Genomic DNA, 20,709 nt, shown 5'->3' with positions numbered 1-20,709 from the left:
CGTTAAATCAAAGGAAAAGATATGAAAATAGTGATTCAGCGCGTGAAACGTGCTCAGGTCAGCATTGACCAGCAGCTGCACAACAGTATTGGACAAGGTCTCCTGCTCCTAGTAGGCGTAGGGTCTGACGATAGTCAAGAGGATATGGATTATGCAGTCAGGAAGATTGTCAATATGCGGATTTTTTCCGATGCTGAGGGCAAGATGAACCTGTCTATCAAGGACATTTCCGGAGAGATTTTGTCGATTTCCCAGTTCACTCTGCATGCAGATACCAAAAAGGGTAATCGGCCAGCCTTTGTCAAGGCTGCTCCGCCAGAGATGGCCAGCAATTTTTATGATGCCTTCAATCTTGCCTTGCAGCAGGAGGTGCCGACTCGGACGGGTATTTTTGGCGCAGACATGCAGGTAGAGCTAATCAATGATGGCCCAGTGACCATTATTCTGGATACGAAGAATCGCTGATAAGAAGCATGAAAAGGAGTTTGAACACTAGTGTTCAAACTCCTAATTTTTTTGCTTCTGTAGCAATGAATAGATAGTTTCCGACAACATTACTAAAAATCGCCAATAATTTCTTGAGGAATGATTTCTTTGATGGTCGTCACTAGCTGATTGATAAGCTTTATGGCTTCAGTTGGCTCAGTGTAGAGTTTTTGAAAATAGGTCTGTATATTTTCTTCAAAATGCTGAGGTAATAGCGGGCAGTTGGTTTTTGCAAACTCTAGCATTCTCTTTTCTCCAGGGTGCGTCTGTTCGTTTAGGGCGAAGAGCAAGTCAAAATAGGAAGCAAAAAATTCACTGCTACGGTGATTGATGCTGAGCAGGTCCTGACGCTTGAGCGCTTTTTCTATTTGTTTGGAGAAAGCTGGCATGGCTTGATCGAGTAAGAGGAGCTGCTTCTTGATAATATTCTTTTTCAGCTCAGCTGGATAAGGTCGTCTGTACTTGTTCTGAAGTGCTTCATAGCGACCATTTCGGTCGTAGATGATTTTGCTGTGGAGCAGATTGTGCCACATACAGGTGGTATAGGCATTCTGGGCTTGGTGGTCTAGTACTACAGTCTGCAGGTCTTTATCAAAACTGTCCAGTGTACGGTAAATGAGCTCAATTTCGATCTTGCTCTTTAGCACACAGTCATCCTCTAGTTCCCAAAACTGATTGCTGATTTCCATGTAGGAGCAGTACTTGCTGAGGATATCGCGTCGAGTCAGGGGAGCAATGGAATCTGTCAAGTAGATATAAACATCATAGTCTGAGTCTTTGTCAAAATGCTGTCCAGCACGAGAGCCACCGAGAACGATAGCTTCTACTTGATCTAGTTGGGCAAATTCTTTAAAAAGTTCTTGTGGCATGATTTTTCCTTACTGATTTTTGACATCATTTTAGCAAAATGTAAGCGGGTTGGCAAGAAGGAAAAAACAGCTTTTGGCATGGTACTGAGCTTGAAAAATTGAGACTCCGAGGGGGATGAAGTGGATAAGCAGGAGCTGGGAGTATTTGACTAAAAAGAAAATCATCTAGGATAGATAGGCTGAAAATTTGACTTTGTGTGCTAAAATTTTAGGAGTTTTTCCCTTACTTTAACGTATTGCCAGTTTTCTATTTTTTTAAATTCATCGCCTTATTTTTATCTGCAACTTTTCTTAGATTTTTGAGATAGGTCTTTAAAGAGTTTTTGGGCATCATTTAGTCTAAAAATGATGAGCATAGCAAACAAGTTGAAGTGGCGATAATCCTTGATTTGTTTATGTTTATGATTTCTATCATTCTTTAGAAATATTTTAGAATTACTTTATAAATTTTTGAAGTTTGTCTTGTATAATCATATTAAAGAAAAGAAAGGAGTCTCTTATCATGGAAAATCTAGTTCAACAGATGCTGGATGCTCTGATTCAAATCGCTTTGTTTGCTTTGCTTCCTTTTGTTTGGTGGTTGATAAGGGCTAGAAGAAAAAGTCCATTTTTAGAATGGCTTGGCTTAAAACCACTAAAAGACACTGGCGGCCGGAAGATCTGGCTGTGGATTTTGTTGGGTTCACTATCTTTCTTGCTTCTTTCGTTTTTGCTAGTATATCCTGCTGTAAAAAATCTGGATACAGCGACTTCGAATTTCTCAGGCCTTGGCTTCCAAGCCTTGCCGGCTGTTCTGATTTATGGTATTTTTCAAACTTCTCTGCCAGAAGAACTACTATTCAGAGGTTTTCTTTTAAAGAGAATGGCTAGCCGCTTACCCTTTGTAGTAGCCAACACCATACAAGCTGCTATTTTTGGTCTGCTCCATGGCTTAATGTTTATAACAGTGCTCTCTTGGCAGCAAAACCTGCTCATCATTTTGTGTACGGGTGGCATCGCTGCCTATATGGGCTTTGTCAATGAAAAGAAATCTGATGGCTCCATTTTAGCCAGCTGGATCGTGCATGCTCTAGCAAATGTGATTACGGGTAGTTTATCGGCTTTTATGCTGATTTGATAAATCGATAATTTCACTTCAAATCAAAAAGTTCCGATTTCCCTTGAGAATCGGAACTTTAGATTTGATGACCGGTGAGCAAAGGTTTAGGTGTAAGTCAAACGAAGCTGCTTCTACTGATTTGTAGGGTTGTCCAGTTTCATTTGCTCAAAAACATAAAGGAAGAAGTCTTTCGAAACTTCGAAATGTCCGTATCTTATCTGAGAAGCATATTGGCGCCACTGAGGATGCTGTCGGACTTGGTCAATGGTGCAGTCTTTGACAGGCTGGTAGTAGCTGACATCTCGCCGAAATGGGACAAAGCCTTCAAACATCTCTACTTGGTAGGCAGTGTCATCTAGAATCTTGCCAACTGCTGTAAAGGCCTGCAGCTTTTTCTGACCATTCAGCTGATACTTGGGGCTGTAGTATATAAGATAGTCCCCCTTTTTCATTCGGTTCAATGGTGCTTTCTTTCCATGGCAGACTTGACAAAATCCACCTTCTACACCTCTTAGGACGTGTTCTTTTGATACGACACCAATCCAAAATCTAGTCATTTTCTGCCTCCAGTTTTATTAAGAGTTGGTTTAATATTTCTGTTTTATTTCCTAATTTTCCAAAGAATGCCTGATCAATGCCTTCTACTAGAGGGAGGGCTTGGTTGACCTTTTGCAGCCCCGTATCCGTTAGAAGTATGATGTTGGCGCGGCTGTCCTTGGGATGGACTTCCCGCATGATCAAACCTTTCTTGACCAAGAGGCGGATGATTTGGGATACGGTCATAACATCCATGTCAGAAAATCGGGCAATATCGGTCTGACTCACCCATTCTTGCTGACGTAGGAGTGCAGCAAGAGTGGTCAGAACGACAAACTGAGGATGGGTCAAATCAATCGTTCTCAGTTTGTTTTTTATCAGCCCATGCCACTTGTGGTAGGTACGGATAAAGAGCAGACCGGTTGATTTTTTGTATTCATCCTTGTAGATGGAGTTAAACTGCGATTTTTCCATTAGCTTTCCCTCTAGATATTTTATAAGTACACTTATTGTAATCTGACATCTTATTTTTGTCAATAAAAACCCAGTTTAGACTAAAAAGTCCGAACTGGGTTCTGTTTATAGTTTTTCTACATAAATCTGCTGGGCAATCATAGGATTGATTTGGATTTCTTGGGTTTCTGTCTTGAGAAAATAGACCTGAGCGAAAGAATCGTATTGGATGAAGGTGATGGTTTGGCCGATTTGCAGGTTGTATTTTTCCAAGTATTTGAGTAAGTCAAAGTCGTCATGCACCCGTTTGATGATATAGTCGCCAGGGGCAGAAGCCTCTTCCAGAGTCAGTTGGTTTTCTTCGTCCAGAAGCTCTTCCTTGGCTGGAATGGTACCTCCGTGTGGACAGGTCTTGGGGTACTGGAGCATGGCATCCAGACGCTCAACGAAGCGCTCAGAAACAGTGTGCTCTAGGACTTCAGCTTCATCATGGATTTCATCAGTCGAGTAGCCGAGATGGTTGACCAGAAAGACTTCAATCAGCCGGTGCTTGCGATAGAGGTCAGAAACTAGCCTTAGCCCCAAATCAGTCAACAGGTAGCCGGCTTTTTTATCCTTGACCAGAAGTTCTTCCGCCAGCATTTTTTTCATCATTTCCGTCACAGCCGGAGGTGAAACCTGCATGAGCTGGGCGATTTCTTTATTGGTGATTTTTTTGTGGCGGCTGCCAATCTCATAGATACACTTGAGATAGTCTTCTTTATTTGGGGTCATATTGCATCCTCGCTGAACTTTATATCATTAGTATAACAAAAATCGCTGCAAGAATACAGTGTCTAAGCCTTTCTTTGATGTTTAGATTTTATTCATTGCGATGGTCGCTGGGGTGGCAGGAAGTATGGTCCTTACAGCATGGATGCGACAGGATGCGTGCCGACAACGCTAGCCATGGTTATTTCTGGGATTACTGGGACAGAAGTGCTTCCGACAACTGTTGCGGATTACCTATATAACCATACCAATGAATTTAATAAAGATGGATTTGGCACCAGCAGTCGTGGTATTGTCCGAGCTGCCCAGCACTGGGATCTGACGACTGAGACCCTGTTTACAGCTTCTGCAGTCAAAGAAGCGCTTTCGCAGGGGCATCATGTCCTAGGTGCCGTTGGTACCAGCATCTTTGCCCATTATCCAGTCACTCATGAGCTGGTTCTCAAAGGCTATGACAATGGAAAAACCTATGTACGTGACCCTTATAATGCAGCTAATAATGGCTGGTATCCAGTAGACTATCTCTTTGGAGTCAAGAGTGTAGATCCGACGGATAATACTGAGGGCTCTCCCTTCATTGCCATCAAAGGATGAGAAATTCGTGAATAAGAAGACCGCTCGTTGCTTGACGGGCGGTTTTCTATGTGGGTATAATAGAAAAAAGAAAGGAGGGAGCCATGTATCCGAAAGAAGGGAAAGAGTTGCTCTTTCAGCAATTGCAATCAATCGGTTGGTCTCAGACAGCGCTAGAACAAGTTTTTGCAGGGTTAAATAACGGGCAAGGAAAAACAGTGTCAGAAGAAAGAGATTACCTGCAGGAGGCTCAGCTTTTTGGCAGTCCCTTTTTTCAAAAGCTCTGGCAGGCTGAGCAGGCTCAGATCAGCAGGTTAGGAGCTCAAGAGCTGCTGGTTCTGGCTATGAATCTTGTTAATATGCCTGAGGAGCTGAGCGGAGACAAGTCAGAGACAGATTTTTTGCTGGCTCGGATTGCTCCAAACCTAACACCACATGATGGCTTTTGGAAGATTTTTTCAAGGACCTTGCGCCAAGCTTTTCCGGCAGATGATTTCAGCCAAAGGGATGGCAATCAAAAGCTTAAGAGACAGCTGCATCAGTTTCGCTATGTCATTTCCTGCCAGCAGGCCCAGTGGGTCAGAGATCACTACCGTCAGGCTGGTATGACAGATGCAGAAGCTTTGGCTTCCTATCTAAAGGATTGGCCAGGGCTACCTTATAGTTTTCATGAATCCTCGCGCTTGCATAATAAAGCCTATATTGATAAGATGTCTGGTCAGGCTGTCTATCCGGATGGTCAAGCTAGTCAGGCCAATATAAAAATCCTAATTGATTTTCATACAGAGTTTATTCTGGATCAGACAGGCCGTTTTCTCAATATTATCGATCCAGAGAGGGCTAGCCAAAATGGTATTGTGAATGGCGCCAGCTTTAACTATGGTGAGCATAACCGGCCGGGCAATCAGGCTTCTCATACTCGCTATGATGTCAAAACGCCTGCAGTTTGGGATCCTCGCTTTCGCAGGCTTGGCATTGAAAATGGTGGCCGCAAGTTCAAATCACCTCAGAACAATCGTGGTCCGCTGGGCTATCGTTCGGCTAAGAGCCCTTATGCTCGAAAGGGGCGGAGTGCTTATAAACAGGTAAGGGCAGAGATTGCTCGGTTCAAGAAATTACTGAATCGACCATCCTTTCTCTTGCGTTCTTGGGCTTGGTTCCGTCAGTTTTGGCAGAAGTTTTTTGTACAAAAAAATACGGACTAGCAAATCCGTATTTTTATCTCTTACAAGCTCTTAACTGCGGCGATAGCTGCTTCGAAGTCAGGCTCGGTATTGATATTGTCGACATATTCAGCGTAGGTCACAGTGTTGTTTTCGTCCAAGACAAGAACTGCGCGGGCCAAAAGGTGCCATTCATTGATGAGGACAGCATAGTCACGGCCGAAAGAATGGTCGAAGTAGTCAGAGAGCATGACAGCGTTCTCAATGCCTTCAGCAGCACACCACTTGCCTTGAGCAAAAGGTAAGTCAACTGAAACAGTGATAACAACGGTATTATCCAAGTCAGAGAGTTCTTGATTGAAACGACGAGTCTGAGTCGAGCAGACACCAGTATCGATAGATGGGATGATACTCAGGACTTTCTTTTTGCCAGCAAAATCAGCCAGAGTTTTCTTTGAAAGGTCAGTTGCTGTCAGGCTAAAATCGTGTGCGGTGTCGCCGACTTGCAGTTGCTTTCCAGTAAAGGTTACAGGATTTCCGAGAAAAGTTGTCATAAGGAGTCTCCATTCATGTTTGATAGCTTCATTGTACAGCGAATAGTGATTTTTTTCGAATAATTTGACTGGAAATTTGAAATCTACTCCAAGTGAAGCTCCTTCTCCACTAATAAAGAGGTTGGGATTTTGTCTTCCTAACCTCTTATCATTATTTGGCCAATCCTTCAGAAATTTTATCTAGATTGTATTTCATCATGCTGTAGTAGCTGTCGCCCTCTTCGCCTTGGTCAGCGATTGAGTCAGTGAAGATTTTAGCGTGGATTGGGATGTTGGTGTCTTTAGAAACAGTCTTCATCGGACGGTCGTCCACACTTGATTCGACAAATAGAGATGGGACTTTGGTCTTGCGCAGTTTTTCAACCAAGCTTTTGATTTGGTCTGGAGTTCCTTCTTCTTCGGTATTGATTTCCCAGATATAGGCTGATGGCACATTGTAGGCCTTAGAGAAGTACTTGAAGCATCCTTCACTGGTCACAATCATTTTCTTTTCTTCTGGGATATTGTTGAATTTCTCCTTGGCTTCCTTATCCAGAGCGGTTAGCTTTTCCACATAGGCTTTGAGATTTTTCTCGTAAGTGGCCTTATTGTCAGGGTCTTTTTCAATCAAACGCTTGGCAATGTTTTGCGCATAGATAATACCGTTTTCCAAGTTGAGCCAAGCATGAGGGTCTTCTTTGCCCTTTTCACTTTGTCCTTCAAGGTAAATGACGTCAACGCCATCGCTGACAGCGTAGTAGTCCTTGTTTTCTTCCTTATTGGCATTTTTGACTAACTTGGTGAACCAAGCATTGCCGCCAGTTTCCAGGTTGATACCGTTGTAGAAGATGAGATCCGCTTGAGAAGTCTTTTTGACATCTTCAGGCAGAGGCTCGTATTCGTGGGGGTCTTTGCCGACTGGTACAATGCTGTGGAGGTCAATCTTATCGCCAGCTATATTTTTGGTAATATCAGCGATAATTGAGTTGGTCGCAACAACCTTGAGCTTGGACGAGTCACTGGATGCCTTCTTCTGACCGGAGCAGGCAAAGAGAGTGCAGACTGCTAGCAAAAGCAGGGATAAAAAACCTAATTTTTTCATGGGCTTCCTCCATTGATTTTTATTTTAGTTTAGGTCGGTTTTTAAGTTTTAAATAGCGTTGCTTAGGTGCAATAAAGAAAGAGATGAGAAAGATGAGGGCTGAGGTCAGTACAATGCTGGAGCCTGCAGCGATATTAAAGCTATAGCCGATAAAGAGGCCCAGTACAGAAGCTAGAGCGCCTAGTCCTGAGGACAGCAGAATCATAGTTTTCAGACTGTTGGCATAGAGATAGGCCGTTGCTGCTGGCGTTATCAAGAGAGCGACAATCAGAATGGTTCCCACGCTCTGCATAGCTGTCACAGAGACCAAGGTCAAGAGAATCATCAGCAGATAGTGATAGAAGCTGACCGGCATGCCCATGGCTTGAGCCAGCAGGGGGTCAAAGGAAGTAATCAAAAGCTGTTTGAAAAAGAGGATGATGATTAAGAGCACAGCTATTCCGACTCCAATACTAATCCACATATCAATGTCCTGTACGGCCAAAATATTCCCAAAGAGAATATGAAAGAGATCAGTGGAGCTATTGGCAACGCCGATCAGGATCACACCCAGAGCTAGAAAGGATGAAAAGGTAATCCCAATGGCCGTATCGCTTTTAATAATGGAATTGCCCTTGATGTAGGTGATAATAATCGAGGCCAAAAGTCCGAAGGTGATGGCTCCGATAAAGAAATTAATCCCTAAAATGTAGGACAGGGCCACACCGGGCAGAACCGCATGAGAGATAGCATCCCCCATGAGTGACATGCCGCGCAGAATGATAAAGCATCCGACAGCTCCAGCAACAATCCCAATGACGATGGCTGTGATGAGGGCATTTTGCAGGAAGTGAAAGTCCCGCAGCCCTTGGAAAAATTCTAAAATCATTCTAGGCACCTCCATTCATAAAGAGCTGGGAGCCGTAAGTCTTTTTCATATTGTCCTTGGTAAAGCTAGTCTCAGTGGGACCGAAGGCAATCAGCTTACGATTGAGCAGGATGACCTGATCGAAATAATCAACAACCTTACTCAGATCATGGTGGACAATCAGGATAATCTTGCCTGCAGCTTTGAGACTGCGCAGGGTAGACATAATAATCTCTTCACTGACAGAGTCGATCCCGACGAAGGGCTCGTCCAAAAAGATACAATCCGCCTCTTGAACCAAGCAGCGAGCAATCAAGACCCGCTGGAATTGCCCGCCGGACAGCTGGCTAATCTGGCGCTCAGCCAAGTCTTCTAAACCGACAATTTTCAATGCCTCAGCCACCTTGTCCCAATGGGAACTCTTTAGCCCTTGAAAGAGCTTGAGCTGCGGGTAAAGTCCCAAAGAGACACACTCTTTGACTTTGATAGGAAAATGATAATCAATATTAATCTTTTGCTCTACATAGGCGACGCGCTGGAGAGAGTTCTGCAGCGGCTTTTGATCCAGCAGAGTCTGGCCTTGGTGGTCAATAATCCCTAGCATGCCCTTGAGCAGGGTGGATTTTCCGGCTCCGTTAGGGCCTATAATCCCAGTAATGGTTGGCTCCTTAATGGTTAATGAAAGGGGCTCAAGAGCCAGCGTATCCTGATAGCTGACAGTCAAATCTTTAATCGTAATCATCTCATACACCTCTATGAGATTAATATACATTAAAATAAAAATTAAGTCAAGTTAATTTTTAATAAATCTCTAAAATTAATATAAGAAATGTTTGAAAAAACAAGTAGATTTTGATAAGGTTATATCAAAAGCATGAAAGCGAGAAGAAGATGACACGACTACAAGATGATTTCTATGATGCGATTAATGGTGAGTGGGCCAAGACGGCGGTCATTCCTGATGATAAGCCAGTGACGGGCGGCTTCATGGATCTGGCAGATGAGATTGAAGATCTTATGCTTGCCACGACTGACAAATGGTTGGCTGGCGATGGAGTACCAGAAGATGCCATTCTGCAGAATTTTGTTGCTTACCATCGCTTGGCAGCGGATTATGACAAGCGGGAAGCAGCTGGGATTGAGCCAGCGCGTGCTTACATTGATGAAATTCGCAACCTAACATCTTTTGAAGAATATGCTTCTAAGATTGCTGATTTTGAACTAGCTGGTAAGCCGACTTATTTCCCCTTTGGTGTGGCGCCTGACTTTATGGACGCTCGAATCAATGTCCTCTGGGCGGATGGACCGGGAACGATTTTGCCAGACACGACCTACTATGCAGAGGAGCATCCACAGAAGGAAGACCTGCTTGCAAAATGGCGCAAGGCTCAGGAAGATTTGCTGGCAACATTTGACTTTGCGGAAGAGGAAATCAAGGATCTTTTGGATAAGGTCTTGGAGTTGGATGCTGTTTTTGCTCAGTATGTTCTGTCTAGTGAAGAAAGCTCTGAGTATGCTAAGCTCTATCATCCTTATAAGTGGGAAGATTTCAAAGCCTTGGTGCCGGAGTTGCCTTTGGCGGATATTTTCACCAAGTTGATCGGTCAAGAACCCGACCAAGTTATTGTTCCTGAGGAACGCTTCTGGAAAGCAGCTAAGGATATCTATACAGTCGCAAACTGGGACAAACTCCATGCTCTGCTGATTCTCTCTGCAGTCCGCAATACAACCTCTTATCTAACGGATGATATCCGTGTCTTGGCAGGAGCTTATCATCGTGCTCTATCTGGGACACCTCAGGCTCAGGACAAGAAAAAAGCAGCATTTTATTTGGCCCAAGGTCCCTTTAATCAAGCTGTCGGTCTTTGGTATGCTGGTCAAAAGTTCTCACCAGAAGCCAAGGCTGATGTGGAGCAGAAAGTGGCGACGATGATTGAAGTTTACAAAAACCGCCTGGCCCAGAATGACTGGCTGACACCAGAAACTCGGGACAAGGCTATTGTCAAACTCAATGCCATCAAGCCTTATATTGGCTATCCTGATGAGCTGCCTGAGCGCTACTCTCGAAAGGTCGTGGATGAAAAGCTGACTCTCTTTGAAAATGCTCAGAAGCTGAGCCAGATTGATATTGCTTATAGCTGGAGCAAGTGGAATCAACCAGTAGATTACAAGGAATGGGGAATGCCAGCCCATATGGTCAATGCCTACTATAATCCGCAGAAAAACCTGATTGTCTTTCCAGCGGCTATCCTGCAGGCTCCTTTCTATGACCTGCACCAATCCTCGTCAGCCAATTACGGTGGTATCGGAGCGGTCATCGCCCATGAGATTTCTCATGCTTTTGATACCAACGGAGCTTCCTTTGATGAAAATGGCAGCCTTAATAATTGGTGGACGGAGCACGACTACCAAGCCTTCACCGAGCGGACTCAAAAGGTCATTGACCAGTTCGAAGGACAGGATTCCTATGGTGCTAAGGTCAATGGCAAGCTGACCGTTTCAGAAAACGTGGCAGATTTGGGCGGCATTGCAGCAGCCCTAGAAGCAGCTAAGAAAGAAGCAGATTTCTCTGCTGAGGAATTCTTTACCAACTTTGCCCGCATCTGGCGAATGAAGGGCCGGGAGGAATATATGAAGCTCCTGGCAAGCGTCGATGTCCATGCACCAGCTAAGCTTCGGACGAATGTTCAGCTGCCAAACTTTGACGACTTCTTTACGACCTTTGATGTGAAAGAGGGAGACGGCATGTGGCGGAGCCCAGAAGAGCGGGTGGTCATCTGGTGATGCAGAGATAAGAGTACTTATCGAATCCTGCTCAAATCAAAAATAATCGAGTGCATTTCAATAGTCTGCTTTTGTTTGTGAAAGCAGGCTATTTTGTTAGTCTTTCTGGTATTTAGGATGTAGTTGGAGAAAGTGAGATTTCACAAGAAGTATTTATGAACAGTATTGTGTCGCTGGCTAGTATTTAGAAATTCTTTCAAAATCAGCAGCCATCTCTTCAATATGCTTTTTCCAAACAACTGCCTGAGACTAAATATGAAAGAAGTCTTAATGGCAATCAATCAGATTCCGTATCTTCCTTGTATTTAAGTACCCGATTACTGATAGAAAAGACGATGTCAAAAACACCTCACAAACCTAAAAAATCATGTATAATAAAAAGACAGGAAAAGAATAGGAGTTATCATGTCTCAGGAATTAATCAGTGTTATCATCCCTGTTTACAATGTTGAGCAGTATTTAGCAGAATGTGTGAACAGCGTCTGTCGTCAGACCTATAAAAATCTGGAAATTATTCTAGTCAATGATGGTTCAACAGATGCTTCTGGTCAGATTTGCCAAGAGCTAGCTGATCAGGATGCGAGGATTCGTCTCATTTATCAGGACAATCAAGGTTTGTCCGGTGCCCGCAACACAGGGATTGAGCACTCTAGTGCAGACTATTTGATTTTTGTGGATTCGGATGACTGGCTGCCTGAGCAGCATGTTGCCCGCCTCTATGAAAAGCTCAAGGAGTATGATGCGGACATTGCCATTGGTCACCACTGTAGTTTCCGTGCTGAGGATTCAGCCTTCCTCTACTATTCGACAGAGCATTTTGAAACCCTCTATACGCGAGAAGAGATAATCGAGGAGTACCCTAGACGTCGCATGGTAGACGGTGTCTTTCTCTGTGCCTGGGCTAAGCTCTATAAGCGTGAGCTCTTTGATACAGTGCGCTATCCAGTCGGCCGAGTGGCCGAAGATGCCTTCACAACTTATAAGCTGTACCTTCAGTCGGAGAAGATTATCTACCTCAATGAACCGCTCTATTACTATCGCTTGCGGCCAAATAGCATCTCCATGACTTGGAATGAGCAGTGGTTCCGAGACTTGATTGTAGGTTTTGAGGAGCAGCTAGCCATTTTGGGTAAGCTAGGCTATGACCTGAGCTTCTACTACAAGTACTACACCTTCCTGCTCCAGTATTGTCGCGACAGCGCTGCAGCCGTCGGTATGCAGTCCAGTCTGGTCTATCAGGAAATTGAAAGTAAACTCCAACTATTTGGAGAATAAACAAAACAAGCCACCTTTCAACCGCAGGGCTGAAAGCGTGGCTTGTTTTTTGGTGTTTGAAAAATTAAAGACTAAAAATAACAATTAATGTCATGCTTCAAAAAGACATCTTGGTATTCAAATAAGTCTTCAGGGTGCAAGGCCTTGACATCTTCCATGGCATACTTTCGGCCAAGTAATTTGTATTTATTTTCGCCAAATTGATGGAAAGGCAACAGCTGGACTTGATCGATGGATAGTTCATTAAACAAAGTCGCAAACTGCTCTGCATCTTCTAAAGAGTCGTTAAAATCTGGAATGATAGGAATGCGCAGAACAATCATCTTTTGATGAGTGAAGGCGTAGTGGATATTCTGAACAATTAATTCGTTTTTTACTCCAGTCACCTTGCGGTGGTTGACAGAGTTATAATGTTTCAGGTCTGTATAGATAAAATCAACGTACTGGATGAGATCCACGAATTTTTCATGTTCTACAAAGGCAGTTGTTTCAATAGCGGTATGAATCCCTTTTTCCTTAGCCGCTTTGAGAATGGCCTTGGCAAATTCAAACTGGTCGAAAATCTCTCCGCCAGATAAGGTTAGGCCACCGCCAGATTCTTCATAAAAATCTCTGTCCTTTAGGACTTCGTTGATAATCTCCTCGACACTTCTTTCCTCCCCCATAGTGATGCTTTTTTTGGTAGTAGCATCCAGCATAGGCTCGGGTCTGAATTGCTGTGATTCTGGATTGGAGCACCAAGGGCAGCGCAGAGGACAGCCCTTGAGGAAAACCGTTGTACGAATCCCTGGTCCATCATGAATACTGAAATGTTGGATGTTGAAAATAATTCCTTTTGTTGTTTCCATACTCAGGCCTCCTTTGGATACAATCATTATAACTTATTTTAGAAAGAAAAACAATTACGAATGAAAGTTATTTTTATTTTATTTTTAAGGCGTCTTTTGTTACAATAATAGCAGAGGTGATAGAATGGAACGTTTAGATGAAATTGTTAAATTAGTATCTGAATTTGAACGAATTGATGTCAATACTTTGTCTGACCGCTTAAAAGTGTCCAAAGTAACGATTCGCAAAGACTTGGATAAGCTGGAAACCAAAGGTCTGTTGCGCAGAGAGCATGGCTATGCTGTTTTAAATAGCGGCGATGATCTGAATGTCAGGCTTTCCTTTCATTATGATACCAAGCGCCGAATTGCCCAGGAAGCAGCAAAAATCGTTCAGGATAATGAAACCATTATGATCGAATCAGGTTCGACCTGTGCCTTGCTAGCTGAGGAAATCTGCCGGACGAAGAAGAATGTCAAGATTATTACCAATTCTTATTTTATTGCGGATTATATAAAACAAACTGATTCTTGTAAAATTATCTTACTGGGCGGAGAATTTCAGAAAGATTCTCAAGTGACAGTAGGGCCTCTTCTCAAGGAAATGATCCGCTTTTTCCACGTAGAACATGCTTTTGTCGGAACAGATGGCTATGATGAAAATCTAGGCTTTACAGGCAAGGATCTGATGCGGAGTGAGGTTGTGCAGTATATGTCAGAGGCATCTGACCAGATGATTGTCTTGACGGACTCAAGTAAGTTTACCAGAAAAGGTACGGTAAAGAGATTTGGCTTCAAGCAGATTGCTCAAGTGGTGACTGACAAGGCGATTCCGAAAGAGGCTGTTGAGCGCTTGAAAGCTGCGGATATCAAACTGACTCTGATCTAGCAGAGAAGGAGATAAGATGAAAAATGAAAGAAAAAAACTATTGGCAAAAATTGCTTATCTCTACTATATCGAAGAAAGAAGCCAGTCTGACATTGCGGCTGAGACAGGGATTTATCGCACCACTATCAGCCGAATGCTGGCAGAAGCTAAAAAAGAAGGCATTGTGAAGATTGAGATTGAAGATTTCGATACCCGCTTGTTCCATTTGGAAAACTATGTAAAAGAAAAATACGGGCTCAAGGGAATAGAAATTGTCAGTAACTTAGTAGATGAATCTCCAGCAGACCTGGAAGAGAGGTTGGCTCAAGCTGCTGCAGGTATGCTGCGCGGCCTGATTAAAGACAATGATAAAGTGGGATTTTCTTGGGGAAAGAGCTTGAGCCTTTTAGTAGAGCACTCCAGCAGCAAGCATTTGACAAATGTTCATTTCTTTCCTTTGGCAGGTGGTCCCAGTCATATCCATGCACGCTACCATGTGAACACCCTCATCTATAGCATGGCTGGAAAATACCATGGGGACTGCCGTTTTATGAATTCCACGATTATTCAGGAAGATGAGCAACTAGCAAATGGAATTTTAGATTCTAAATATTTTGAAGATCTAAAAAGCAGCTGGCAGGAGCTAGATGTGGCTGTGGTTGGTATTGGCGGGCAGGTTGACACGAGAAATCGTCAATGGCTGGACATGCTGACTTCAGAGGATTTTCTTGCTCTAGAGAGTCAGGATGCTGTCGGAGAAATCTGCTGTCGCTTCTTTAATAAAAAAGGGGATATGGTCTACCAGCATTTGCAAAATCGAACGATTGCCATCTCTTTGGAAAATTTGAAAAAGGTGCCGCTTAGTCTGGCCTTTGCCTATGGCAGTCAAAAATCTGCTGCTATCTTAGCGGTGTTGCGAGCTGGCTATGTCAATCATTTGGTTACGGATGAAGCGACGATTCTAAAAATGCTTGACTTGGATGGAGATAGGAGTTTCTTCACTTCTTGATAGTAGCGGCATCTCAGGTGCAAGAGATTTCCAAAACTAAATTTAGGAATCCTATTTTTTAATAGTGGATTTGCAGCTATGTATGGAGGTGGATTGTTGATTTGAAAAAGCCGATGAAACAAAAATTGGTTAGTTTAGCCACAGGAGAGCTAGTCGCTGTACTAGTATTTTGGCTGAATTTTTTCCTGCTCAAAAGATGGATTCTTACTACTGGAGCTTTGATTTCTATTTCTTTCTCCTTGTTTGTACTGAGTTTTATTCTGATACAGGGCTCTGTTTTTTGGTGGCTTTTGATAAAAAGGATTTCCAATCCAAGATTTGCTGAAAGATATACAGGCAAGATTTACAGGGTACTAAAGATTTTAGACCTTATTTTACTGGGTGTGGGAACCCTGATAATCATTTTTAATTCCAGTGATTTTTCCACCTTCATAATCTCTGTAGCAATTTGGTTTTTTGCTGTCATCGAGTGGATTAATTATTTTAAATGGCAATTATCCTACAGTCTGAATCCTGCTGTTTTATTGAAATACATCCTCCAGAGGAAATTGCGGAAAAGTAAAATAGCAAAGGAAATTGAGAAGGCCGTATAAAAAGATAAGTTTCGGTTTCTTAAAATAGCATATATGAGGAAGTAGAAGCAAATAGCTGCTGCTTCTTTTTTGTGCCGAATCTGCTTATCGTTCTTATCTAATATAGAGTGCCTTTGAATCGCAGATGAATACAGCTGTACAGAACTGTCCTTTATGGGGGGAGTTTTTGTCCTGCACAAATGTGCAAAATAATTTAAATAAGCTAATTTGTTCTATAATATATTGACGGACTGAGATAAAGGTGATACATTCTAGTTACAAACAAAAATAAATCACTTTCAAACAAAAGAACAGGTTTTTGTTAATTATAAAGATAGGAGCGGTTGTAGCATATGGAAATGATTGTAGCAGATCAAATTATCATGGGTCTTATCTTAGACGCTGGTGATGCCAAGCAGCATATTTATCAAGCTTTATCACTAGCTAAAGATGGTAAGTTTTCAGAATGCGATGAGCAGATTGAGCTGGCAGATAAGGCGCTGTTAGAGGCTCATAACTTGCAGACACAGTTTCTAGCTCAGGAAGCTGGAGGAACGAAAACAGAGATTACAGCACTGTTTGTTCATTCTCAAGATCATTTGATGACTAGCATTACAGAGATTAACCTCATCAAAGAAATCATCGACTTGAGAAGAGAATTACAAGGGGAAAAATAAATCATCAGGAGGATGAAAAGATGGTTAAGATTGGTTTGTTTTGCGCGGCAGGTTTTTCAACAGGAATGTTGGTCAACAATATGAAAATAGCTGCAGCTGAAAAAGGGCTGGAAGCTGAGATTGAAGCCTACTCTCAGGCTAAGTTGGCTGATTATGCAGCGGATCTGGATGTCGCTTTATTGGGCCCGCAGGTAGCTTATACTCTGGACAAATCTACAGCTATTTGCGACAGCTGCCATACTCCGATTGCAGTTATTCCGATGGCTGATTACGGTATGCTAGATGGCGAAAAAGTGTTAAATCTCGCTTTGAGTTTGTTGGATAAACATTAAAATCAAGGAGCTTCGTTATGTCTAAAGTGGATACTCAAAAAATCATTGCGCCGATTATGAAGTTTGTCAATATGCGCGGGATTATCGCCTTAAAAGATGGTATGTTGGCAATTTTGCCCCTTACAGTTGTGGGAAGTCTATTCTTGATTGTAGGGCAATTGCCGTTTGAAGGTCTAAATCAAGCCATTGCTGGTGTGTTTGGGGCTGACTGGACAGAACCGTTTATGCAGGTTTATTCAGGTACCTTTGCCATTATGGGGCTGATTTCCTGTTTTTCAATTGGCTATTCTTATGCTAAGAACAGTGGTGTAGAGCCTCTGCCGGCAGGGGTGTTGTCTCTTTCTTCTTTCTTTATCCTTTTGAAATCCTCCTACATACCAGAAAAGGGTGAAGCGATTGCAGATGCGATTGCCAAGGTCTGGTTTGGCGGTCAAGGAATCATTGGGGCCATTCTTATTGGTTTGGCAGTTGGCAGTATCTATACGATTTTCATTCAAAAGCATATTGTCATCAAAATGCCAGAGCAAGTTCCTCAAGCGATTGCCAAGCAGTTTGAAGCCATGATTCCTGCTTTCGTTATTTTCTTGCTGTCAATGCTTGTTTATATTATTGCCAAGATAGTGACAGGTGGCGGTACCTTTATTGAGATGATTTACGATGTCATTCAGGTGCCTCTGCAAGGTCTGACAGGCTCTCTGTATGGAGCTATCGGTATTGCTTTCTTTATTTCTTTCCTGTGGTGGTTCGGCGTCCACGGTCAGTCCGTTGTTAATGGTGTCGTAACAGCTTTGCTACTGTCAAATCTAGATGCCAATAAGGCCCTGCTTGCTGCAGATAAGCTGTCCGTTAGTCAAGGCGCTCATATTGTGACCCAACAGTTCTTGGATAGTTTTCTTATCTTATCGGGATCCGGTATTACTTTCGGAGTGGTCGTGGCCATGCTCTTTGCTGCCAAGTCCAAACAGTATAAGGCTCTGGGGAAAGTTGCTGCTTTCCCGGCAATCTTTAATGTCAACGAGCCAGTTGTCTTTGGTTTTCCGATTGTGATGAATCCGGTCATGTTCCTGCCCTTTGTTTTGGTACCGGTTCTGGCTGCTTTGATTGTCTACATGGCGATTGCGGTCGGCTTTATGCAGCCATTCGCAGGTGTGACTTTGCCTTGGAGTACGCCGGCTATCATTTCTGGCTTTATGGTCGCTGGCTGGCAAGGGGCAGTCATTCAAATTGTCATCTTAGCCATGTCCGCCTTTGTCTATTTCCCATTTGTGAAGTTTCAGGATAAGATTGCCTACAATAACGAATTGAAAAATGAAGAATAATCTGATTTTGATGAATAAAAACACAAAAGTTTCTTGGCTCAGATGGCACAAATGTGCAAAAAATCTTTAATTCTGTAATCGCCTATAAATGATTGAATTCTAGGATTTTGCATGTTACAATAGTTACGAAAGAAATAAATTGAATTTCATAAGAAAGGTTGTAGCCAAATGATCCAAGTAAAAGAAGTAGAAAAAACAACAATAAAAACAGCCTATTTTGGCAGCTTAACAGAGCGGATGGATAAGTATCGGGAAGATGTTTTAAATAAAAAGCCCTATATTGATGCAGAGCGCGCTGTCTTAGCTACCAAGGCTTATGATAAGCATAAGGAAAAACCAAATGTGTTGAAACGTGCTTATATGCTCAAAGAGATTTTGGAAAATATGACGCTTTATATCGAAGATGAAACGATGATCGTCGGCAATCAGGCTTCATCTAATAAAGACGCGCCTATCTTCCCAGAGTATACTTTAGAGTTTGTACTCAATGAACTAGATCTTTTTGAGAAGCGGGACGGAGACGTCTTCTACATTACAGAGGAAACCAAAGAGCAGCTCCGCAGCATCGCTCCTTTCTGGGAAAACAATAACCTCCGTGCGAGAGCTGGAGCTTTACTTCCAGAGGAAGTTCAGGTTTATATGGAAACTGGCTTCTTTGGTATGGAAGGAAAGATGAACTCTGGGGACGCCCACTTGGCGGTCAACTATCAAAAACTCTTGGCCTATGGACTGAAAGGTTTTGAAGAAAAAGCTCGCGCAGCTAAGGAAGCCTTGGATTTGACCGATCCGGCTAGTCTTGACAAATACCACTTCTATGATTCCATTTTCATCGTAGTAGATGCTGTGAAAGCTTATGCGGAGCGTTTTGTGGCCTTGGCCAATCAGCTTGCTGAAAAAGCAGAGCCTAAGCGCCGTCAAGAGCTCTTAGAAATCGCTAGAATCTGTTCTAAAGTGCCGTACGAGCCAGCATCAACCTTTGCTGAAGCTGTTCAGTCTGTTTGGTTTATCCAGTGTATCCTTCAGATTGAGTCCAACGGACATTCACTCTCTTATGGACGCTTTGACCAGTACATGTATCCTTATGTCAAGGCGGATTTGGAAGCTGGACGTGAGACAGAGGCTAGCATTGTAGAACGCTTAACCAATCTCTGGATTAAGACGATTACCATTAATAAAGTGCGCAGCCAGGCCCACACATTCTCATCTGCGGGCAGTCCCCTTTATCAAAATGTGACAATCGGTGGCCAAACGAGAGATAAGAGAGATGCAGTCAACCCACTTTCCTACCTTGTCTTGAAATCTGTAGCTCAAACTCATCTTCCTCAGCCGAATCTGACTGTTCGCTATCATGCAGGCTTAGATGCTCGCTTTATGAATGAGTGTATCGAAGTCATGAAGCTTGGTTTCGGTATGCCGGCTTTCAATAATGATGAAATCATCATTCCGTCCTTTATCGCCAAAGGCGTTTTGGAAGAAGATGCATACGATTACAGTGCTATCGGCTGTGTGGAAACTGCTGTGCCTGGTAAATGGGGCTACCGTTGTACAGGCATGAGCTACATGAACTTCCCTAAGGTACTCCTGATTACTATGAACGATGGAATTGATCCAGCATCTGGCAAGCGCTTTGCACCAAGCTTCGGTCATTTTAAAGATATGAAGAGCTTTGCTGAGCTGCAAACGGCTTGGGACAAGACCTTGCGCCATTTGACCCGCATGAGTGTCATCGTGGAAAATTCTATTGACCTGTCTCTTGAAAGAGAAGTGCCGGATATCCTCTGCTCAGCTTTGACAGATGACTGTATCGGACGCGGTAAGCATTTGAAAGAGGGCGGAGCTGTCTATGACTATATTTCCGGTCTTCAAGTCGGTATTGCCAATCTATCAGACTCATTGGCGGCTATCAAAAAGCTGGTCTTTGAGGAAGGCAGGCTGACTCCGGCTGAACTCTGGCATGCACTTGAAACGGACTATGCAGGTGAGCGTGGTAAAGAAATTCAAGAGATGCTGATTCATGATGCACCAAAATATGGTAATGATGATGATTACGCAGATAAGCTAGTGACAGATGCTTATGATATTTATGTGGATGAAATCGCTAAATATCCAAATACCCGTTATGGCCGCGGTCCAATTGGCGGTATCCGATACTCTGGAACATCTTCTATTTCAGCCAATGTAGGTCAAGGTCGCGGTACCTTGGCGACACCAGATGGCCGCAATGCCGGAACACCGCTCGCTGAAGGCTGCTCTCCATCCCACAATATGGACAAGAACGGCCCGACCTCTGTATTGAAATCTGTTTCCAAATTACCGACAGACGAAATCGTAGGAGGCGTTCTGCTCAATCAAAAAGTCAATCCTCAGACCCTGTCTAAGGAAGAAGATAAAGTGAAACTTATTGCCTTGCTTCGTACATTCTTTAACCGTCTGCATGGCTATCATATCCAATACAATGTCGTTTCTCGGGAAACCTTGATTGATGCTCAGAAGCATCCTGAAAAACACCGCGATTTGATTGTTCGCGTTGCAGGCTACTCTGCTTTCTTCAATGTGCTTTCCAAGGCGACACAAGATGATATTATTGGACGTACGGAGCACACATTGTAAAAG

The 20,709-nt window shown here is 43.1% G+C and carries 22 protein-coding genes; 13 read left to right on the top strand and 9 right to left on the bottom strand.

The features are described 5' to 3' along the window. The first annotated feature begins 21 nt into the window (after nucleotides 1-21). Entirely contained in the window at nucleotides 22-465 is a 444-nt protein-coding gene (gene dtd, locus HMPREF9380_RS01115; protein ID WP_002907400.1) for a D-aminoacyl-tRNA deacylase, read from the top strand. Between the two features lie 92 nt (nucleotides 466-557). Here dtd and HMPREF9380_RS01120 read toward each other — a convergent pair whose 3' ends face one another. Continuing rightward, nucleotides 558-1,355 (bottom strand): nucleotidyltransferase domain-containing protein, encoded by a 798-nt coding sequence (locus tag HMPREF9380_RS01120; protein WP_004193587.1) that lies wholly within the window; start codon nucleotides 1,353-1,355, stop codon nucleotides 558-560. Between the two features lie 502 nt (nucleotides 1,356-1,857). On the opposite strand from HMPREF9380_RS01120, the gene HMPREF9380_RS01125 reads away from it, so the two are divergent. Further along, nucleotides 1,858-2,472 carry a CPBP family intramembrane glutamic endopeptidase gene (locus HMPREF9380_RS01125; RefSeq protein WP_004193585.1) on the top strand — a complete coding sequence of 205 codons (615 nt, stop codon included), beginning with the start codon at nucleotides 1,858-1,860 and terminating at the stop codon, nucleotides 2,470-2,472. Between the two features lie 113 nt (nucleotides 2,473-2,585). On the opposite strand, the gene HMPREF9380_RS01130 is transcribed toward HMPREF9380_RS01125, so the two are convergent. From HMPREF9380_RS01130 to HMPREF9380_RS01140, 3 genes are all read right to left on the bottom strand, one after another. Next, a complete protein-coding gene (locus HMPREF9380_RS01130) occupies nucleotides 2,586-3,011 on the bottom strand; it encodes an EVE domain-containing protein (RefSeq protein WP_004193581.1) in 426 nt (141 codons plus the stop codon). Then, nucleotides 3,004-3,465: a MarR family winged helix-turn-helix transcriptional regulator gene (locus HMPREF9380_RS01135; RefSeq protein WP_004193580.1), complete on the bottom strand. Its 462-nt coding sequence runs from the start codon at nucleotides 3,463-3,465 to the stop codon at nucleotides 3,004-3,006. Before HMPREF9380_RS01135 ends, HMPREF9380_RS01130 begins: the two co-directional genes overlap by 8 nt. Nucleotides 3,466-3,570: 105 nt before the next feature. Then, on the bottom strand, nucleotides 3,571-4,218 hold the full coding sequence (locus HMPREF9380_RS01140; RefSeq protein ID WP_004193578.1) for a metal-dependent transcriptional regulator: 648 nt from the start codon (nucleotides 4,216-4,218) through the stop codon (nucleotides 3,571-3,573). Nucleotides 4,219-4,356: 138 nt separating this feature from the next. Between HMPREF9380_RS01140 and HMPREF9380_RS01145 the strand changes: the two genes are divergently transcribed. Both HMPREF9380_RS01145 and HMPREF9380_RS01150 read left to right on the top strand, forming a co-directional pair. Next, on the top strand, nucleotides 4,357-4,809 hold the full coding sequence (locus HMPREF9380_RS01145) for a C39 family peptidase (protein WP_004193576.1): 453 nt from the start codon (nucleotides 4,357-4,359) through the stop codon (nucleotides 4,807-4,809). Between the two features lie 83 nt (nucleotides 4,810-4,892). Beyond that, nucleotides 4,893-5,993: a DUF3114 domain-containing protein gene (locus HMPREF9380_RS01150; protein WP_032907751.1), complete on the top strand. Its 1,101-nt coding sequence runs from the start codon at nucleotides 4,893-4,895 to the stop codon at nucleotides 5,991-5,993. 20 nt (nucleotides 5,994-6,013) lie between these two features. Here HMPREF9380_RS01150 and tpx read toward each other — a convergent pair whose 3' ends face one another. The 4 genes from tpx to HMPREF9380_RS01170 all read right to left on the bottom strand — a co-directional run bounded on the left by tpx (nucleotide 6,014) and on the right by HMPREF9380_RS01170 (nucleotide 9,175). Further along, nucleotides 6,014-6,505, bottom strand: coding sequence for a thiol peroxidase (gene tpx, locus HMPREF9380_RS01155; protein ID WP_002896683.1), 492 nt, complete (start codon nucleotides 6,503-6,505; stop codon nucleotides 6,014-6,016). A gap of 151 nt (nucleotides 6,506-6,656) precedes the next feature. Continuing rightward, nucleotides 6,657-7,586 carry a metal ABC transporter substrate-binding lipoprotein/adhesin SsaB gene (ssaB, locus tag HMPREF9380_RS01160; protein WP_002910772.1) on the bottom strand — a complete coding sequence of 310 codons (930 nt, stop codon included), beginning with the start codon at nucleotides 7,584-7,586 and terminating at the stop codon, nucleotides 6,657-6,659. Nucleotides 7,587-7,605: 19 nt separating this feature from the next. Continuing rightward, nucleotides 7,606-8,454 carry a metal ABC transporter permease subunit gene (locus HMPREF9380_RS01165; protein WP_032907748.1) on the bottom strand — a complete coding sequence of 283 codons (849 nt, stop codon included), beginning with the start codon at nucleotides 8,452-8,454 and terminating at the stop codon, nucleotides 7,606-7,608. A gap of 1 nt (nucleotide 8,455) precedes the next feature. Then, on the bottom strand, nucleotides 8,456-9,175 hold the full coding sequence (locus HMPREF9380_RS01170; RefSeq protein WP_032907746.1) for a metal ABC transporter ATP-binding protein: 720 nt from the start codon (nucleotides 9,173-9,175) through the stop codon (nucleotides 8,456-8,458). A gap of 149 nt (nucleotides 9,176-9,324) precedes the next feature. Between HMPREF9380_RS01170 and HMPREF9380_RS01175 the strand changes: the two genes are divergently transcribed. Further along, a complete protein-coding gene (locus HMPREF9380_RS01175; RefSeq protein ID WP_004193570.1) occupies nucleotides 9,325-11,217 on the top strand; it encodes a M13 family metallopeptidase in 1,893 nt (630 codons plus the stop codon). Nucleotides 11,218-11,622: 405 nt separating this feature from the next. After that, nucleotides 11,623-12,492 carry a glycosyltransferase family 2 protein gene (locus HMPREF9380_RS01180; RefSeq protein ID WP_004193567.1) on the top strand — a complete coding sequence of 290 codons (870 nt, stop codon included), beginning with the start codon at nucleotides 11,623-11,625 and terminating at the stop codon, nucleotides 12,490-12,492. Nucleotides 12,493-12,563: 71 nt separating this feature from the next. Here HMPREF9380_RS01180 and HMPREF9380_RS01185 read toward each other — a convergent pair whose 3' ends face one another. Continuing rightward, nucleotides 12,564-13,340 (bottom strand): glycyl-radical enzyme activating protein, encoded by a 777-nt coding sequence (locus HMPREF9380_RS01185; RefSeq protein ID WP_032907744.1) that lies wholly within the window; start codon nucleotides 13,338-13,340, stop codon nucleotides 12,564-12,566. A 124-nt stretch (nucleotides 13,341-13,464) separates the two neighbouring features. On the opposite strand from HMPREF9380_RS01185, the gene HMPREF9380_RS01190 reads away from it, so the two are divergent. From HMPREF9380_RS01190 to HMPREF9380_RS01220, 7 genes are all read left to right on the top strand, one after another. Then, on the top strand, nucleotides 13,465-14,208 hold the full coding sequence (locus tag HMPREF9380_RS01190) for a DeoR/GlpR family DNA-binding transcription regulator (RefSeq protein ID WP_002896662.1): 744 nt from the start codon (nucleotides 13,465-13,467) through the stop codon (nucleotides 14,206-14,208). 16 nt (nucleotides 14,209-14,224) lie between these two features. Continuing rightward, a complete protein-coding gene (locus tag HMPREF9380_RS01195; protein WP_002901592.1) occupies nucleotides 14,225-15,196 on the top strand; it encodes a sugar-binding transcriptional regulator in 972 nt (323 codons plus the stop codon). Between the two features lie 101 nt (nucleotides 15,197-15,297). Further along, on the top strand, nucleotides 15,298-15,789 hold the full coding sequence (locus tag HMPREF9380_RS01200) for a hypothetical protein (RefSeq protein WP_002911148.1): 492 nt from the start codon (nucleotides 15,298-15,300) through the stop codon (nucleotides 15,787-15,789). 332 nt (nucleotides 15,790-16,121) lie between these two features. Further along, nucleotides 16,122-16,445: a PTS lactose/cellobiose transporter subunit IIA gene (locus HMPREF9380_RS01205; RefSeq protein ID WP_002911150.1), complete on the top strand. Its 324-nt coding sequence runs from the start codon at nucleotides 16,122-16,124 to the stop codon at nucleotides 16,443-16,445. A 20-nt stretch (nucleotides 16,446-16,465) separates the two neighbouring features. Next, nucleotides 16,466-16,777, top strand: a complete 312-nt coding sequence (locus HMPREF9380_RS01210; protein WP_002896658.1) for a PTS sugar transporter subunit IIB — start codon at nucleotides 16,466-16,468, stop codon at nucleotides 16,775-16,777. Nucleotides 16,778-16,794: 17 nt separating this feature from the next. Then, on the top strand, nucleotides 16,795-18,096 hold the full coding sequence (locus HMPREF9380_RS01215; protein WP_002896657.1) for a PTS sugar transporter subunit IIC: 1,302 nt from the start codon (nucleotides 16,795-16,797) through the stop codon (nucleotides 18,094-18,096). Between the two features lie 168 nt (nucleotides 18,097-18,264). Then, on the top strand, nucleotides 18,265-20,706 hold the full coding sequence (locus HMPREF9380_RS01220) for a glycyl radical protein (protein WP_004193562.1): 2,442 nt from the start codon (nucleotides 18,265-18,267) through the stop codon (nucleotides 20,704-20,706). The last annotated feature ends 3 nt before the right edge of the window (nucleotides 20,707-20,709 follow it).

It is taken from the genome of Streptococcus sanguinis SK49, from assembly GCF_000212815.1.
Taxonomy (GTDB): Bacteria; Bacillota; Bacilli; order Lactobacillales; family Streptococcaceae; genus Streptococcus; species Streptococcus sanguinis_C.
Note: the sequence above shows the minus strand (reverse complement) of the source record. Positions and strands in the feature narration are given on the sequence as shown.

What these genes read in the sequence shown, in the direction of transcription:
- HMPREF9380_RS01185 (WP_032907744.1), bottom strand. Translation starts at nt 13,340, where the DNA reads ATGGAAACAACAAAAGGAATTATTTTCAACATCCAACATTTCAGTATT.
- HMPREF9380_RS01175 (WP_004193570.1), top strand. Translation starts at nt 9,325, where the DNA reads ATGACACGACTACAAGATGATTTCTATGATGCGATTAATGGTGAGTGG.
- HMPREF9380_RS01145 (WP_004193576.1), top strand. Translation starts at nt 4,357, where the DNA reads ATGGATGCGACAGGATGCGTGCCGACAACGCTAGCCATGGTTATTTCT.
- HMPREF9380_RS01220 (WP_004193562.1), top strand. Translation starts at nt 18,265, where the DNA reads ATGATCCAAGTAAAAGAAGTAGAAAAAACAACAATAAAAACAGCCTAT.
- HMPREF9380_RS01190 (WP_002896662.1), top strand. Translation starts at nt 13,465, where the DNA reads ATGGAACGTTTAGATGAAATTGTTAAATTAGTATCTGAATTTGAACGA.
- HMPREF9380_RS01135 (WP_004193580.1), bottom strand. Translation starts at nt 3,465, where the DNA reads ATGGAAAAATCGCAGTTTAACTCCATCTACAAGGATGAATACAAAAAA.
- HMPREF9380_RS01195 (WP_002901592.1), top strand. Translation starts at nt 14,225, where the DNA reads ATGAAAAATGAAAGAAAAAAACTATTGGCAAAAATTGCTTATCTCTAC.
- HMPREF9380_RS01210 (WP_002896658.1), top strand. Translation starts at nt 16,466, where the DNA reads ATGGTTAAGATTGGTTTGTTTTGCGCGGCAGGTTTTTCAACAGGAATG.
- HMPREF9380_RS01140 (WP_004193578.1), bottom strand. Translation starts at nt 4,218, where the DNA reads ATGACCCCAAATAAAGAAGACTATCTCAAGTGTATCTATGAGATTGGC.
- HMPREF9380_RS01165 (WP_032907748.1), bottom strand. Translation starts at nt 8,454, where the DNA reads ATGATTTTAGAATTTTTCCAAGGGCTGCGGGACTTTCACTTCCTGCAA.
- HMPREF9380_RS01180 (WP_004193567.1), top strand. Translation starts at nt 11,623, where the DNA reads ATGTCTCAGGAATTAATCAGTGTTATCATCCCTGTTTACAATGTTGAG.
- HMPREF9380_RS01120 (WP_004193587.1), bottom strand. Translation starts at nt 1,355, where the DNA reads ATGCCACAAGAACTTTTTAAAGAATTTGCCCAACTAGATCAAGTAGAA.
- HMPREF9380_RS01125 (WP_004193585.1), top strand. Translation starts at nt 1,858, where the DNA reads ATGGAAAATCTAGTTCAACAGATGCTGGATGCTCTGATTCAAATCGCT.
- HMPREF9380_RS01130 (WP_004193581.1), bottom strand. Translation starts at nt 3,011, where the DNA reads ATGACTAGATTTTGGATTGGTGTCGTATCAAAAGAACACGTCCTAAGA.
- HMPREF9380_RS01205 (WP_002911150.1), top strand. Translation starts at nt 16,122, where the DNA reads ATGGAAATGATTGTAGCAGATCAAATTATCATGGGTCTTATCTTAGAC.
- dtd (WP_002907400.1), top strand. Translation starts at nt 22, where the DNA reads ATGAAAATAGTGATTCAGCGCGTGAAACGTGCTCAGGTCAGCATTGAC.
- ssaB (WP_002910772.1), bottom strand. Translation starts at nt 7,586, where the DNA reads ATGAAAAAATTAGGTTTTTTATCCCTGCTTTTGCTAGCAGTCTGCACT.
- HMPREF9380_RS01150 (WP_032907751.1), top strand. Translation starts at nt 4,893, where the DNA reads ATGTATCCGAAAGAAGGGAAAGAGTTGCTCTTTCAGCAATTGCAATCA.
- tpx (WP_002896683.1), bottom strand. Translation starts at nt 6,505, where the DNA reads ATGACAACTTTTCTCGGAAATCCTGTAACCTTTACTGGAAAGCAACTG.
- HMPREF9380_RS01215 (WP_002896657.1), top strand. Translation starts at nt 16,795, where the DNA reads ATGTCTAAAGTGGATACTCAAAAAATCATTGCGCCGATTATGAAGTTT.
- HMPREF9380_RS01170 (WP_032907746.1), bottom strand. Translation starts at nt 9,175, where the DNA reads ATGATTACGATTAAAGATTTGACTGTCAGCTATCAGGATACGCTGGCT.